General features: G+C 56.6%; 13 protein-coding genes and 1 pseudogene. 6 read left to right on the top strand and 8 right to left on the bottom strand.

All coding sequences use genetic code 11. The features are described from left to right. Positions 1-23 precede the first annotated feature (23 nt). The 6 genes and pseudogenes from ACOZ35_RS02785 to ACOZ35_RS02810 form a co-directional block, all read right to left on the bottom strand. Positions 24-171, bottom strand: a pseudogene (locus tag ACOZ35_RS02785) (ISH3 family transposase); the annotation flags it as partial. 61 nt (positions 172-232) lie between these two features. Continuing rightward, on the bottom strand, positions 233-1,105 hold the full coding sequence (locus ACOZ35_RS02790) for a class I SAM-dependent methyltransferase (protein ID WP_424014960.1): 873 nt from the start codon (positions 1,103-1,105) through the stop codon (positions 233-235). A 73-nt stretch (positions 1,106-1,178) separates the two neighbouring features. After that, entirely contained in the window at positions 1,179-2,171 is a 993-nt protein-coding gene (locus tag ACOZ35_RS02795) for a KpsF/GutQ family sugar-phosphate isomerase (protein WP_424014961.1), read from the bottom strand. Beyond that, complete coding sequence (gene kdsA / locus ACOZ35_RS02800) at positions 2,164-2,985, bottom strand: 3-deoxy-8-phosphooctulonate synthase (protein ID WP_424014962.1); 822 nt, start codon at positions 2,983-2,985, stop codon at positions 2,164-2,166. The genes ACOZ35_RS02795 and kdsA overlap by 8 nt, the downstream gene beginning before the upstream one ends. After that, the gene (kdsB, locus tag ACOZ35_RS02805) at positions 2,969-4,159 is read right to left on the bottom strand and encodes a 3-deoxy-manno-octulosonate cytidylyltransferase (RefSeq protein ID WP_424014963.1); all 1,191 of its coding nucleotides are present in this window, start codon (positions 4,157-4,159) and stop codon (positions 2,969-2,971) included. The genes kdsA and kdsB overlap by 17 nt, the downstream gene beginning before the upstream one ends. 91 nt (positions 4,160-4,250) lie before the next feature. Then, the gene (locus tag ACOZ35_RS02810; protein WP_424014964.1) at positions 4,251-6,047 is read right to left on the bottom strand and encodes an ABC transporter ATP-binding protein; all 1,797 of its coding nucleotides are present in this window, start codon (positions 6,045-6,047) and stop codon (positions 4,251-4,253) included. Between the two features lie 142 nt (positions 6,048-6,189). On the opposite strand from ACOZ35_RS02810, the gene aglF reads away from it, so the two are divergent. Beyond that, positions 6,190-6,960, top strand: coding sequence for a UTP--glucose-1-phosphate uridylyltransferase AglF (gene aglF / locus ACOZ35_RS02815; RefSeq protein WP_424014965.1), 771 nt, complete (start codon positions 6,190-6,192; stop codon positions 6,958-6,960). A 480-nt stretch (positions 6,961-7,440) separates the two neighbouring features. Here the strand turns inward: aglF and ACOZ35_RS02820 are convergent, their stop codons facing one another. After that, positions 7,441-8,025, bottom strand: a complete 585-nt coding sequence (locus ACOZ35_RS02820) for a hypothetical protein (protein WP_424014966.1) — start codon at positions 8,023-8,025, stop codon at positions 7,441-7,443. A 328-nt stretch (positions 8,026-8,353) separates the two neighbouring features. Between ACOZ35_RS02820 and ACOZ35_RS02825 the strand changes: the two genes are divergently transcribed. Next, positions 8,354-9,007, top strand: coding sequence for a hypothetical protein (locus tag ACOZ35_RS02825; RefSeq protein WP_424014967.1), 654 nt, complete (start codon positions 8,354-8,356; stop codon positions 9,005-9,007). A gap of 309 nt (positions 9,008-9,316) precedes the next feature. Here ACOZ35_RS02825 and ACOZ35_RS02830 read toward each other — a convergent pair whose 3' ends face one another. Then, positions 9,317-9,601 carry a MarR family transcriptional regulator gene (locus tag ACOZ35_RS02830; protein ID WP_159368477.1) on the bottom strand — a complete coding sequence of 95 codons (285 nt, stop codon included), beginning with the start codon at positions 9,599-9,601 and terminating at the stop codon, positions 9,317-9,319. 383 nt (positions 9,602-9,984) lie between these two features. Here ACOZ35_RS02830 and ACOZ35_RS02835 point away from each other — a divergent pair, with 383 nt between their 5' ends. The 4 genes from ACOZ35_RS02835 to ACOZ35_RS02850 all read left to right on the top strand — a co-directional run bounded on the left by ACOZ35_RS02835 (position 9,985) and on the right by ACOZ35_RS02850 (position 14,581). Next, the gene (locus tag ACOZ35_RS02835; RefSeq protein WP_424014968.1) at positions 9,985-10,302 is read left to right on the top strand and encodes a PadR family transcriptional regulator; all 318 of its coding nucleotides are present in this window, start codon (positions 9,985-9,987) and stop codon (positions 10,300-10,302) included. Between the two features lie 637 nt (positions 10,303-10,939). Beyond that, positions 10,940-13,681 carry a plasmid replication protein RepH gene (locus tag ACOZ35_RS02840; protein WP_424014969.1) on the top strand — a complete coding sequence of 914 codons (2,742 nt, stop codon included), beginning with the start codon at positions 10,940-10,942 and terminating at the stop codon, positions 13,679-13,681. Continuing rightward, positions 13,681-13,938 carry a hypothetical protein gene (locus ACOZ35_RS02845; RefSeq protein ID WP_424014970.1) on the top strand — a complete coding sequence of 86 codons (258 nt, stop codon included), beginning with the start codon at positions 13,681-13,683 and terminating at the stop codon, positions 13,936-13,938. Before ACOZ35_RS02840 ends, ACOZ35_RS02845 begins: the two co-directional genes overlap by 1 nt. Then, positions 13,931-14,581: a restriction endonuclease gene (locus ACOZ35_RS02850; protein ID WP_424014971.1), complete on the top strand. Its 651-nt coding sequence runs from the start codon at positions 13,931-13,933 to the stop codon at positions 14,579-14,581. Before ACOZ35_RS02845 ends, ACOZ35_RS02850 begins: the two co-directional genes overlap by 8 nt. The last annotated feature ends 34 nt before the right edge of the window (positions 14,582-14,615 follow it).

The raw sequence follows: 14,615 nt of genomic DNA on the forward strand, positions 1-14,615 counted from the left end.
TGAGACGCATTGCCGGCCGATGATTACCGGTGGGACCGGCCGTCAGGTGGGCGGTTCGCAGGGACGGCCGTCGCGGTGCGTCGGGCAGTCCCTGCTGTTCACCAAATCATATGATCAACTCTTGTACGGCCACCACCAGAGACGACGCCCACCCCGTCGCGGCGTCGTCAGTTGTAGACATTCCTTCAGCAAGCAGTCGGTCTAACTAACCAGCTTTGTGAAGAACGGAGTCTTAGTTGATGTGTGCTAGTAACGTTGATTGGTCTTCTATCTCTCGTTGCCCATTTACTTCTGAAAAGCCGGGAGGCATACCCTGAATTTCCATGGGCTCCTTTACATCTGAAGGATATTCCTGCGCAAATACGGTTAGGTTTCGTTCAGGGAAGTAGTCATTTAGTGTATTTCGAAATTTTTTATAGTCAAATGTGCTCCTATGTGGGTATTCTTTGACGTTGTGTTCTTCTTTTGAATCTAAGTCTTCATCATTTGGGACACTAAAAAATAGATCGCCATTGGAACTGACAATACGGTTTAGTTCTTTCAAGTATTCTTCTACGTTAGGAATGTGTTCCATCGTTTCAAAAGATATAACCATATCTACTGAATTGGCATCAAGTGGTAAGTGTTGGCCGTCCGCTTGAATGCTATTGTCGGGTGAATAGTATTTTTGACCGTAGGCGAGCGCATCTACAGAGATATCGCCTGCGATATACTCAAACTCGCTATCTAATTTTGTTTTGAAGATATTAGTTCCATAGCTTAGTCCAGCAGCTATGTCCAACACTCTACTCATTTCTGTTTCGACTACTATGTTCGCAGCAAATACGTACCGATAATAATGCTGAGCCCTAGTGTACGTCTTTGGATAAATTGTAGACAAATATAGTCGATCTGGCCCTACTAACGCATCATGGCGGTCTCTATTGTTTTGTAATAGATATTCAATATCTTGTAAGCTCCGTCCGTCTTGTAGTAACCCATAAATAACGAACGGGTACCAGATGAAGTCTGGTAACTGATTAGCACCATATCTGATACTCTGTTTACAGGCTTCAAAAGCCCCATCGTCTCTCGCAATTTGAGCTAACCGCCTAAGCTTCTCCATGGGTTAATCAGGCAAAGCATTCCATATATACTTCAATGTTTGATAAGCGAATTAGTTGAACCGCCATTCTAAATTAACTCGATAAGCCTTCTTTCATGATATCATGTAGGTGAATAACACCTTTAAATTTGTTTTCTCTATCTGTGACGACGATCTGTGTGATGTCATGACCTTCAATGATTTCAAGTGCCTTAATAGCAGAAGCTTCCGGTGAAATAACGATAGGATCTGTAGTCATAACCTTCCTTGCGGCTACTTCATTAAAATCAGTTTCTGCCTCAACGAGGCGTCGAATGTCCCCATCCGTCAAAATACCTAGAACAACATCCTGTTCGTCACGAATGACTGCTATTCCTTTACTACCCTTGCTCATCTGTACAGTAACCTCAGCTAGTGTATCAGATGGCTTCGTTCGTGGAATATCTGTATAGAGGAGATCACTGACGTCCAAAAGAAGCCGCTTCCCGATTGTTCCCCCAGGATGGAAGTGGCCATACTGGGTTCTATCGAAGTCCTGCATCGCCATCAGCGCGTTTGCGAGACAGTCACCGACGACCATCGTGGCGGTTGCACTGGCCATCGGAACGAGATCGACAACGGCCCCCTCATCGGTGACCTTCGTGTTGATATGGTATTCCGACTGTTGTGCGAGTTCGGAATCCGGATCTGATGTGATAGCAACTGTTGTCGGGTCGAAGTGCCCGATGAATTTCAGCAGTTCCACCATTTCGTCGGTGTTACCGCTATTTGAGATAAGTATCATTACATCCCCTGACGACAGCGCCCCGAGATCCCCGTGAAGCGCCTCAACAGGATGGACGAAATGCGAAGTCACTCCGATACTGTTGAACGTATCGACGATCTTCTTGGCGACATCGCCTGACTTGCCAATCCCCGAAAATGCTACACGGCCATCGGCTTCGTCTATTTCATGCGCAACTCGATAGATCTGTTCGATTGTCTCCTCGTTGCTAAGCGTATTGATAGCGCCGGATTGAACCGAAACAGCCTGCGAGATTGCATCTCGAATCTCGTCGTTCACCGACTGTTGTTCTTCACTAGTCATTTTTCACCGCTTCATCAACCGCTTTCCATTGTTTGACGAGCGATTCGAATTCATCAAGCGGAAGTTGTGTCGCCGCATCACATTTAGCTGACGGCGGATCGGGATGTACTTCAGCGAAGATACCCGCCACTCCGGCTCCGAGCGCAGCCCGTGCCAGCGTCGGCGCAAAGCGACGATCCCCACCGCTTGAGTCGCCTTTCGATCCCGGTCGCTGTACGGAGTGCGTCGTGTCGAACACGACCGGCCTGCCGAGTTCCTTCATAATATCCAAATTCCGCATATCGACGACGAGGTTGTTATAGCCGAACATCGCACCGCGCTCACAGAGCATGGCTCGGTTGTTACCGGTCGACTCGATCTTGTTCACGACGTTGTCCATCCCGTCGGCGGAGAGGAACTGCCCCTTCTTGACGTTGATCGGCAGACCGGTCTCGCCCGCTGCGGTGAGCATATCCGTCTGCCGCGAGAGAAACGCCGGGATCTGGAGCACGTCAACGACCTCAGCGACCCGCGCCGCTTGATCGGGAACGTGGAAGTCCGTGATCACCGGGAGATCGTACTCGTCTTTCACCCGTTGGAGGATCTCCAGCCCCCGTTCTAACCCCGGGCCGCGATACGAGGTGATCGACGATCGGTTCGCCTTGTCGAATGAACTCTTAAATACGAGGTCAACGTCGTATCGGGCTGCGATCTCTTTAAGCCGCAACGCCGTTTCTAACACAAACTCCTCGGATTCGATCACGCAAGGTCCCGCGATCAGAAAAAAGGAATCGTCGTTGGAGACCGAAATATCGTCGTTAAGTTTCATGCTCATCTTCTTGTCGGAGTTTTTTCTCTACCATCGGTATATCACTTTCCACGTTGACTTCGGCTGCGTCGTAGTCAGTAAGGACAGTCTGTATCTCGTGTCCGTTTTCAAGCAATCGAAGCTGTTCCAAGTCTTCGGCGGCTTCGAGATCGGACTCCATGTCAACGTAGTCGAGCAGCAGATCCGTTTTGAACCCGTACAGCCCGATGTGTTTGTACGTGTCGTCCGTAGTTCCGTTGGCAGGGATCCGCGAACGGGAGAAGTAGAGCGCCCGTCCATTGGCGTCGGCGACGACCTTGACGGTGTTCTCGTCATCAAGTAGCGATGAGTCGTCGATCGGCGAAACCGGTGTCGCGACGTCGGGGTGGTTTTCCCGCAGCGACTGAACGATCGAATCGATGACATCCGGGTCGATGAGTGGCTCATCGCCCTGGATGTTGAGCGTGAAATCGAACCCGAGTTCCGCTGCGACTTCAGCCACGCGGTCCGTTCCGGTAGCGTGGTCCGGATCCGTCATCACCGCGGTACCATCGACGGCTTCGACTGCCTCGACGATCCGCTCGTCGTCGGTTGCGACGACCAGTACATCGAGCAAGTCCGCCCGATCTGCTCGTTCATACACATGCTGTATCATTGGTTTCCCGTCAAGTTCGACCAGCGGCTTTCCCGGTAGTCTCGTGGATCCGTATCGCGCCGGGATCACTCCGAGGGCGGTCGTGGAATCATTACTGAGATGTTCAAGTATGTCTCGTACCGCTCCGTGTCCACCGTTTCGGGGGCTGACGTAGGAGCACTCGTCTTTGACTTTAGAAACAGCATCTGCTGGACAGCAAGCTTTTCCGACAGCCTCCATCGCTTCCACGTCGCTCAGGTCGTCGCCGATATACGCCGCATCATTGAGGTCCGCTCCGAGACGCTCCGCAATTTGCGTAATTGTCTCCTGCTTATTTGTCACTCCTTGGTGTACTTCATCGATCCCGAGTTCCGTGGCTCGGTGTTTGACTGCGGCCGAAGATCGAGAGGTGACGATGACAAACTCATTGTCATCGTGATTGTGCCACTCGACGATCCCGTATCCGTCTTTCACGTCGAACGATTTGAAACTCTCTCCGTCGTTACCGATGTTGATAGACGAGTCCGTTAGGACACCGTCGACATCGGAAAATACCACGTCGACCATCTGTTCTACCTAAGCAACCGAAACTATCGAGAATAAACGTTCGGATGCGATTTCCAATACCAATATTCACTGTCTCGATTGCTCATTCGGATCACCCCTCTGACTGGATAGTGTACAAATCGGCGTAATCACCACCGGCACCGAGCAACTCTTCGTGCGTCCCTGCTTCCACAATTTCTCCGCTGTCAATTGTATAAATCTGATCTGCGTTCTGTACCGTCGACAGCCGGTGAGCGATCGCGATCATTCCGTAATCGCGGTCCATCGCTTCGATCGACGCCTGGACCTCTTTTTCCAAACTCGAATCTAAATCACTAGTCGCCTCGTCTAATACGAGGAAATCCGCATCAGTCAATAACGCCCGAGCCAGCGCGACACGCTGACGCTGACCGCCAGACAATCGAACGCCGTCATCGCCCAGCTGCGAGTCGTACCCGTTCGGGAGGTCGTCCGCAAACTCGTCCACTTTCGCGATCGCACACACCTCCTCTACCGCCTCGCGCGACGCATCACGATTCCCGACCGTGACGTTGCCTTCCAGCGTGTCGTTGAAAATGAACGGCTGCTGGCGGACTACCGCAATGCGGTCACGCCACGCTCGAAGATCGAACTCGTTGATGGGCGTCCCGTCTGCCGTGATTTCACCAGCGTCGGGATCGTAGAACCGGGCTAGGAGCGAGACGATCGTTGACTTCCCGGCGCCCGACTGACCAACGAACGCAACGAACTCGCCGCGGTCGATTGTAAAGGAAATCTCGTCCAGCACCTGTTCGTCGTCGTTGTACGAGAATCGAACGTCGTCGAATTCGATCGTCGAGACACGCCCGGGATCGGCCTCGCCCTCCGATTCTCGGCGACCGTCGAGTTCTTCCACAAACTCCTGCGTCCGGATAAGGTGTGGGAGATTTCCTTCCATATTATAGAAATTACTGTTCAGGCGACTCACTAACGGCGCGAGCCGGAACATCGCGAGGAAGAAGATTCCGAGCGCACCGAGCGCGAGGCCGCTGTAGGTGAAACCAGCGTAGATGAGCGCGAACAACGTGAGTGCCGCCGCGAGATCGTAGAAGTTCCGAATGGCCGCCCTGTTTCGGCCCAAGTTGATTGACGACTCGCGGTACTTGCCGATCCACTCATCGAAGTTTTCAAATAACTCTGGGGCGAGGCCGAACAGCTTCACGTCTCGGATTCCTTGTGTTCCCGCCTGAACTGCCTCCTGCACGCGCTCGTTCGATGTTGCCACCTGTGACCCGACCGTGTAGGCGGGTTCGATGACCTCGCGCAGGAGGTATGTGATCCCGCCAAGCAGCGCCAACGCGCCGAGCGCCATCCGCGGCGCGATGTAGAACATGACCGAGAGGTAGACGAGCGCGAGAAACATCGTCTCGATCGACTGGACGGCGAACCGAATCACTTTCCCGGAGTATCGCGTCTCGGTGATGATCGCGTTCAGGATGTCGTCGGATCCCTCCTCGTCGAAGTAGCTCACCTTCGCGTCGATCGCGGAGTCGAACGCTTCGGTCCGGAGCAACTCCTCGTACGTCGTCTGAAGAATCGACCGCAGCCACGTCACGAGAAACGAGAACGTGAAGCGGACTGTCATAGCCAGCCCGACGCCGACAATCAGATACTCCAGTCGAAACGGAATCCCGATGAACTGGTACACCCGGAGGAAGACACCGAGTAGACCCTCTGCCTGCGTGATTGGCTCGTCAGCCTGCGCGACTTCGAGGATGGGCCAAATGAAACTGAGCCCGATGCCCTCCAAAAACGCGGTGGCTCCGCCCAACACCACGATCACGGCCGTGATCTTTGGCCGAAACTGTGCGACCCGACGTAACGCCGTCAGCTTTGCTCTCCACGTGATGTTCTCGCTGGCGTCCGTCATTCGAGTGACCCGATTTTCCCGCGCTCGACTGATAAGACTGCTGTTTGGAAGGTGTCGGACGCGAAGATACCTCTCCCACATGACTCTCGGAAGAGATATCTCGCTCACAAAGTATTTCCCACTACCTCGGTATCCCCTAGCCATGCAAGCAGTCGTACTCGCCGCGGGCAAGGGCACACGCCTCCGACCGCTCACCGATGACAAGCCGAAGGTCCTCGTCGAGGTCAACGGGACACCCCTCATCGAGGACGTCTTCGACAATCTCATCGACGCGGGTGCGACCGAGCTCATCGTCGTCGTCGGCTACAAGGCCGAACAGATCATAGACCGATACGGCGACGAGTACCGCGACGTACCGATCACGTACACGCACCAGCGCGAACAGCTCGGGCTGGCCCACGCGATCCTTCAGGCCGAACCCCACGTCGACGGCGACTTCATGCTGATGCTCGGTGACAACGTCTTCCGCGGCAACCTTCCCGATGTCACCAACCGCCAGCGAGAGGACCGCGCCGACGCCGCGTTCCTCGTCGAGGAAGTGCCCTACGAGGAAGCCTCTCGTTACGGCGTCCTCGACACCAACGAGTACGGGGAGGTCATCGAAGTCGTCGAGAAGCCCGACGACCCGCCGAGCAATTTGGTGATGACCGGCTTCTACACGTTCACACCCGCCATCTTCCACGCGTGCCACCTCGTTCAGCCCTCGGACCGCGGCGAGTACGAACTTCCCGACGCGATCGATCTGCTCATCCAGTCGGGCCGCACCATCGACGCGATTCGGCTGGACGGCTGGCGTATCGACGTCGGGTACCCTGAAGACCGCGACCGCGCCGAGGAGCGACTGGACGAACTGGAGAGCGGTAAGGAGCCGGAAGCGGATGATGAAGTGGACGAAGCAGTCGTCGATAACTAACCGAGCGCAGTCGTATGTAGCCTGAACAGATTAGCAGTCAGCTTCTTTCCGCCGAGTTACCGCCGACGCTGTCTCAACGGACGCACAAATGGACTCGTGACACAGATCCGGCGACGACCGAATCACCCGGAGCTCGTCGTAATAGTCGTTCGGTGTGAGTTCTTTGTCAACCACGTCGGTGGTGTATCCAGTAGCGAGATACTGCCTTGAATCGACGCCAGAGACATCTGTAATCTCGGAGCTGTGTTCGAATGCTCCAAGCGATGTAATTATTGACTCGACACCAACTCTTCGCTGACGACTCGATGTACAGCGTGGTGATTTCAGACGCCGTGCTGGGCGACTGAACGAGGGATCAGATGTCACTTCGAAGGGTAAATGTATCTCATGAAAAATAGGTAATGCTTAGTCCAATGGCCGAAATTCCCGATACGCGCTAAGGCGAACGGTCCGGCGACGCCCGTTTAGCGTCAGCCGTTATCACTCCATGAGTTCGCCGTAGATCCACCGCCGATCATAGACTGCCAGCTCGGTTGTCTCGACATCAAGCGCCTGAAGCGTCCGCCCGATCCACACCGGGCTGATCGAGTCGCCAGTGAGGTTCCGATGCCAGCGACCGAGATTGTCGGCCAGCTCGCCTTTGTCGAGAGACGCGCCGTTGGCGGTCTCCGTGAACGTCAAGAGGAACTGCGCGACGGCAGTCTCGTATCGATGGGCTCGTGAGGTATCTGTCCCTAACAATGGGAGGGTCCGGATCCCGTCGTCGTCTTCGTAGTGGATCCGCACCGCCGTGGCGATCGTTTCAGGGACCGTGACAACTGTATCGGCAATCCTGATTGCCGTACTACGATCACTGAGACAGGCCTCTACCCTCCATACCTGTGGATCCTTGATCAGATTCACGACTTTATCGACCCCGTCTTCGAGCGCTGTCGTGGCGATCAGCCCTCCGGCTGCGTGAGAGACTGTGCCCGGCTCTTTGTTCATTTCTTCGAAGAGTTGGACAGTGTACTCTCTCCGAGATGCGTGCTGTTCAAGCGTGTTCGTCGTCTGGTTGCCGTTCATCGGCACTCGAAGCATCAAGTGGGGAATAATTGCCCGTTGTTCCGAATCGAGTGGCGTCGATTCCGATAAAAGCTTATAATGCCACGCCGCGAAGGCGCTTGTTTCAAGATAGTAATTTAATTTGGAGACAAAAAGCCATATTGCCAATTCGTGTCCTACCCTGATATCGATGCGGCCCGCTCCTCCGGTCCCACCAGGCCACACGGAGATCAATCGCAATCGGGTGTTTCGGCACGACCCAGAGCAGTTGTACTCGGAACACGATCTGGAACGGATCACCCGGTGGAACGAGCGAGTCGACTCCGGAGCCGTCGACGGACCTGTCTTTGTGACCTCTGAAGAATCGTACTCGAAACAAAATCTGCCCGCGAACCACAGAAAGGTGTGTCTAGCCGAATTGTTTTGTACTTTTCAGTACGACCTTGCACGCGCAAAATACGAAGACACGTTCTGGACGGAGGCGTACACCGTCGCCGAAGTTTCGAAGTGGTTCTCCAGTGTGGAAAATAACGAGACGATCGGCAAATACCTCGATATTCTCGTCGACATCGGCGTACTGCGAACGACGCGGCACGGCCACTACGCAAAGGCCGATGAGGGGTTAGGCTCGCTCTTCGAGACCCTCGCTCGTGACGGGGAGGTTAAAAACGCGGTTTTCAGACAGTTCCCGGAACATTCGTCATGTTTTCTGTCTCATTTTGGACGCTCTGGGATTCCGGGCATCGCCGATGTAGCACGGTTCTTTCGGAACGAGCACATCGTCGGCTGGGTGCTCGTCACGAACGGCGTGCTTCTCGCGGCCCAGCTACTGTTTCACGTCTCACGTACTGGGACCGTGTCGACAGTTGACCTCGGAATCGCGTACCTGCTTACGTGGCTCGGGTTGATCGGACTTATTGCGCTCGCGATCGGCCTCTTCCGACGTCGCTTCTTGACGCTCATCCAGCTCGATCGGAGTAAATACCATCAAAAACGTCGATAACTTCTCCGGGCTCAAAAAATCTTTATTCGACCGTTCACTCGGCCGATATTTGAGATCAGAAGACCGTCTGGTTCTTTCACGTGAGCTATAGGGCTGTTTTCTCCGGAACGATCGCCGATATAATCCATCGAATATTGGAACACCACGAAACCTGTTTCCCAAGAGGTGAACTAAACAGGGCGATTTTAACCAACGACCGCGCTCAAATAGATCCGTTGTTGGTTAAGCCTGATTTGACAGTCCAGAATAATGATTATAGATTCAGAAAACAACACTTAGCCGTTATTCACAGATCGACAGTAGAGCTATCTAGGTATCCTCATCAGTCTCTTCATCAATATACTGCCAATTTTCAGTATCCAAACGGCCTTCGAGATATGCCTCGCCATCTTCAGTGATCATGTAGACGCCATTTCCGAGATCGTTAACAAGGCCCTTTTCGGCCAGTATCTTACACCGGCGATGAACCTGTACACGAGAATATCGTATTGGCCCCTCCCTTTTCATTTTTGTTGGGGAGCCGGATTCATTTTCAGATAGATACTCTAAGATGCGGTCGTCCGCTGCAGACATCCATTCACCAGCATATCTCATAGATTACTCTGGTGGACCCATATTTAATAGGAGGTCGAAAAGTTATTTGGAACACTTTCAGTACATTAAAGTAACACCAGTACTGATCAGTAGCTACAGAGCCCAGTGACGAACTCTCGGCTCGTGAGAAAGTGTTGAAACCCCGACCGCGGTGTACTAGCACCCGGCCGGGACGGGTTCTGTGCCCGATCACAGAACCATGCTAATGCTGGCAACTGTGGGGCTTAAGCCCTGCGAGACGACCGACGGATCGAACCGTAACAGCTCCAGCTGTAGTTTGTGTCCCAACCCAGCCAACGGCTACGACGCTGCCTTCGACGGCCCACTCTGTACAACGTGCGCTACGACACGCAGCGCCGACGAGGACACCGTGGAGGGGCACAATGTCTAGCCCAACCGAGAAGGCTGCCCACTCGCTTGCCGATCTTTCAGCAACCCAGCGCGACCTGCTCTGGGCACTCTCTCAGACAGACACCAGCGAGAGCCGTCCACTCCACGATACACTCACCGACTACTACACCGACAGCATCTCCCACAGCCGGATCTGTAACATTCTCAAGGAACTCATCGAACGCGACCTCGTTACCGAACAAACCCACGACACGACCGAGTACCAACTCACCGAGTCGGCCCGCCGCGCACTCTCCGCTCGACAAGCGTGGCAAGCTGGCACTCATAGCGCGGAGGGGAGGACCGAATGACGCGACCCGACAGCTCACACGCCGCAACTCTCTCCCAGTTCACGCGCATCGCACTCAACACGACTGACCCGATTTGCCAAGTCTGCGGGCAACCCCTCAACGAAGGCAACGACGTCACCGCCTACGCCTACCGCGCGGCCGGCGAATCTGCGTACGCGATCGGCTACATTATGTGCGGATCAGATAGGCACGAACACCCGACCGTCTTTACGCGCGGCGTTTGCGAGTACGTCCTCACGGGTCACATCGGGACATGTTCGAACACCCGAACGCAATCAACAACGTTCGTCTTCCTTGATCCGACCATAGTCGTCACGAGTCCCACGACAGCCACCGAACCACGCGTCCGTCCAGACGCCCCAACACCACGAGACCCAACCCAGCCAACACAGCGAGACCCACCCCCGCTGCTCACGGCTGTCCGAGAACACGCCCGCTCTGATGGTGGGTACCCACGCGAGGGGTCGGAGTGATGGTGGCCGCTGTGACCAGCCAGCCTCTCACCCTGCGGTGATCGGCTGTGCGAACACGCCAGCCTGCGGCTCGCAAGCGAGGGATCCGACTCGTTAGTCACGCCACAGACCGTTCACTAGAGGGGATCCGCTGTCCGGCAGTCTCGCCTCGGCTGACCGAGTGGATGCCGGACCTCCTCGCCGAACTCCGGTCACACACCGAGCGGATCATTCGCGATCACGCCACCACCGATCCGTGGCGTACGAGCTCCCAGCTTCTCGGAGAAATTCTGCCGGAGTGGCGAACGACGGACACCCGCTGGACCGATGACGTCGCCGAGGCCGTCGCGTACACTCGTGCGATCACGACACTCGCGCTCACCTATCGGGACGAACCCCCCAGTACACTGACTAGGTACCACCAACAGCGACACGCGGATCTCACCGACACCGTCACCAGCATCGGTACGGGGCGTGGTCCAGTCAACGCGGACCTCGGTGCGCTCGAGAAAGGACCGGTCGCACTCCATCGCGAACTCGAATCGCATCCCACCGCTCTCACGCTCCTGTTGGACGGCGACGCCTGGGCCTCCCTTACAGACCGCCGCACGGGCGTCCGCGCACTCGCGGCGATCGCCGTCCTCGCCAGCGGGTTCGACGTCAGACTTGTCGCCTCTCCCAGAGTCCGACGACATCTCTCGAAGCGATATCCCAAGTGGACCGAGTGTCACCTCGATCTTACTGCTGGCCGGGATCGGTTCCCCCACACCGACCACGCCCAGACCGCCGAGACTGCGTGGGAAGCCATCCGTGATCTCGACACCGAACCTAGAAAGCGCCGGCTCCTCGGCAACCTCGACACCGAGTACGCCCGGAGCTACCGTGATCTCACCCACGATCACGCGATCGATATCGCTGAGGGTACTATTAGCAGATATGTCCTCGATCTCGAAGATCGCGAGTTGGTCACTGTCGACCGGCGCAGCCAGCACAACACCGTCCAGCTCACCGACTTAGGCCAGTCAACCGTCCAACAGTGTCTCGACGACAACTACGAACTCATCCACCCGGATCAGCGCCGGTTCGATGGGAGTCTTACTGCGACCCCTCAACAATTCACAAGTGCAGTGTCGCCCCGCCGGGCGGGCGAGGAGACACCCACGCCCGACGAGTGGGTAACAGCAACCGGCGATCCAGATGAAGACGCCGAGTACGTCCAGTGGCTCACTGGGCCTGAGAACGTTTCGAGCCACCTCCACGAGCGATTCGGCACCGTCGCCCACGACGATGCCATTACCCTCGTCGATGACCAACCCCAGCCGTTCGACGACGGCCGTGTCGCGTACCTGAGCCACACCGACGATGAAACCCTCGTCGTCCTCCAGTGGGGTGGCCCCTTAGCCACCCTGGGACGTCTCGCGGGCGCCTTACTGAGCGAGAAGGCCCTCTCGAACATTCTCACCCCGACACAACTCGGCCAGGAGTTTGAGGTGATCGATGAGCCCGGCCAGACAATTCCAACGGCCCGGATTCTCCGCCGTGGTCACCAAGTCGGCTGGTACAGCGACGCCGAAACCACCTACGACGCGTGGCGCGAGCGAATCACAACGGTCAGAGACCGCCTCCTCGCACAGATCGCCGAACTCACGCACAGCGACGACACGGCCGCTCGCAGCGACCTGTTCGAGGATCTCCACGGGCTAATCGCTTCAGCAACCCAGCTGTATCACGCAGTCGGGATCGATCTCACGACGACCGTCAGAGTGCCCGATACCGGCGCACTCGTAAGCAACCAGACCCGTCTCCAGAATCTCTGTGAGTTCCTCGCCAAAACCGCTCCCAAACAGTCCGTTTACGGCGTTCATTCGGGGTACCGCATGCTGTTCGAAGACCGCCCTGCAAAGCTGTGCCGACGGCTCCCGTACGAACCGGACCACGACGCGACGATAGATCTCACCATGTCGTGGGTGGTGACCGGCCCGACAATCACGGAATGCCACGACGAGATTACCACGACCCTCTCGAGGGAACTCACGACGGTCCGGGAGGCGATCGCCGATGGCACTGAATCCGCACCGACGCTCGAAATCCCGGTCGTCGACGGGACGACCTACCCCGTCATTCGCCGGGTGATCGACGAGGTCGCGATGACCCACAACATTCAGTGGACACCCCGCGAGCGCCAGCGGCTCGTGCGGCTGTGTCTGCGCTCGTTTGGCCCGGCGGACACCTCAAGCGCGTGTCCGTACGACGTCGTGGCGAGCCTGCTGCGAGCGCTGAACGAGTCTCGAACCCCGACGCTTGCCGCGGTCGAGCGCGCAGCGGCCACGCTCCCGCCGGAGCGCTTCCGGCCCGATCTCACGCCGACGGCGACAAAGCTGTACGCCACTCTGCTCCGATCTGACGGCCCACTCGGCCGCTCAGAGCTCATTGAGCAAGCAGGCATCTCCGCGAGTAGCTATGACCGTCGCCTGAGCGATATCCGCGATCTCGACCGCGTCACGCCCGTCCAGCAAGGGGGCCACCGCCGGTGGACCACGGCGAAGCCGACGCCACACCCGAAGACACCCCCTGTGACGGCGTGGCTCCCAGAAAGAAGCGATCCGACCGCGCCGCCGCTGGTGACGCATCGACAGTCAACTACACCCGCTGGATCAAACAGCCCACCCCCCGTCCGCACGGAGAGAGACGATCGCGGTAGATGGGACAGACAACCACCGATCTCGATCCTCACTGAACCCGGCGCCGACGCCGATCATACCATACGTCCAATGACGAACGCCAACACAAGCCGGCAGCCGAACAGCCACGCCCACCAAATCCGAGACACCCGAGACCACCCAACCGACATCATGACACCGACACCACACCCGACAACAGCAGTCGCGACCCCACAAACACAGCTTCCGACCGGGGGTGAGCAGTAATGAGCGACCCAACACTCGATCTCGAGACCGTCATCAGACGCGATCGCCCGAAAGCGACGGACGGAAGTATCCAGGTCAGCACCGACAGCACCGACGTCACTGAGGGATCACGTGTCCTCCTCGGCTTCGGTGATGACCGCGAGGTCACCTTCGCCGTCCTCACGCCGACAGAAGCCCAAACGATCGCAACAGCCCTCGAACAGGCAGCCCAGCAGGCAGACGCCGCTGACACCATCGAGGATCCGACTGATGAGTGACGACAACCTCGATTTCACGGCCGAAATTGACGCCGTGGGCACGCCCGACGACGAGGATCCGGACCACGATCCGACCAACGGGCGCTGGCTCGAAACTCAGGTCGCCGAGACACTCGAGCAGTGGGGGTACAGAACAGCCCGCAACGAGTACTGTTTTGGGCTCGAAACCGACGTGATCGGCCGCCGGGACGAGCCCCGTGGTGATCCTGACGATTTCCTCGTGGTTGAGTGTAAAGACTGGCACCAAGTCCCGGTTCAGCGGGACGCCGTCGAAGCAGTCGCGCTGCGGGCTATGCTCATGCGGGCAATGCCCGTCCTCGCTGTCGCGCGCCGCGTAACTGAGAGCGCGTGGCGGTTAGCCCAACTACTCGACGTTCGGATTATGACCGAACAGGATCTCGACAAAGGCCAATTCCCGCCGCTGACCGAACGCCGGCCTCCGGGTGGAACGCTCAACGCGCGGCGAGAACCGCTCATCCAAGATGTGCGTGACCGATTACCGCTTCTAGTTCACCGTCGAAGCGGCCTCGATATCGAAGCCCCTGTCTTCCACATAGCGGATCACGGTCCGTGTTACGTACCGGACCGAACGGGCAACGACGAGTACGTCAACGCTCGCGACACTGACTACGAGTTTGGCTAGAATACCAAATATTAGTTATTTCTAAGAAAGTATT

The sequence above is a fragment of the Halorubrum xinjiangense genome (genome assembly GCF_049604745.1).
Classification (GTDB): Archaea; Halobacteriota; Halobacteria; order Halobacteriales; family Haloferacaceae; genus Halorubrum; species Halorubrum xinjiangense_A.

Coding starts and splice junctions, on each gene's coding strand:
- ACOZ35_RS02790 (WP_424014960.1), bottom strand. CDS start 1,105: ATGGAGAAGCTTAGGCGGTTAGCTCAAATTGCGAGAGACGATGGGGCT.
- ACOZ35_RS02795 (WP_424014961.1), bottom strand. CDS start 2,171: ATGACTAGTGAAGAACAACAGTCGGTGAACGACGAGATTCGAGATGCA.
- kdsA (WP_424014962.1), bottom strand. CDS start 2,985: ATGAGCATGAAACTTAACGACGATATTTCGGTCTCCAACGACGATTCC.
- kdsB (WP_424014963.1), bottom strand. CDS start 4,159: ATGGTCGACGTGGTATTTTCCGATGTCGACGGTGTCCTAACGGACTCG.
- ACOZ35_RS02810 (WP_424014964.1), bottom strand. CDS start 6,047: ATGACGGACGCCAGCGAGAACATCACGTGGAGAGCAAAGCTGACGGCG.
- aglF (WP_424014965.1), top strand. CDS start 6,190: ATGCAAGCAGTCGTACTCGCCGCGGGCAAGGGCACACGCCTCCGACCG.
- ACOZ35_RS02820 (WP_424014966.1), bottom strand. CDS start 8,025: ATGAACGGCAACCAGACGACGAACACGCTTGAACAGCACGCATCTCGG.
- ACOZ35_RS02830 (WP_159368477.1), bottom strand. CDS start 9,601: ATGAGATATGCTGGTGAATGGATGTCTGCAGCGGACGACCGCATCTTA.
- ACOZ35_RS02835 (WP_424014968.1), top strand. CDS start 9,985: ATGTCTAGCCCAACCGAGAAGGCTGCCCACTCGCTTGCCGATCTTTCA.
- ACOZ35_RS02840 (WP_424014969.1), top strand. CDS start 10,940: ATGCCGGACCTCCTCGCCGAACTCCGGTCACACACCGAGCGGATCATT.
- ACOZ35_RS02845 (WP_424014970.1), top strand. CDS start 13,681: ATGAGCGACCCAACACTCGATCTCGAGACCGTCATCAGACGCGATCGC.
- ACOZ35_RS02850 (WP_424014971.1), top strand. CDS start 13,931: ATGAGTGACGACAACCTCGATTTCACGGCCGAAATTGACGCCGTGGGC.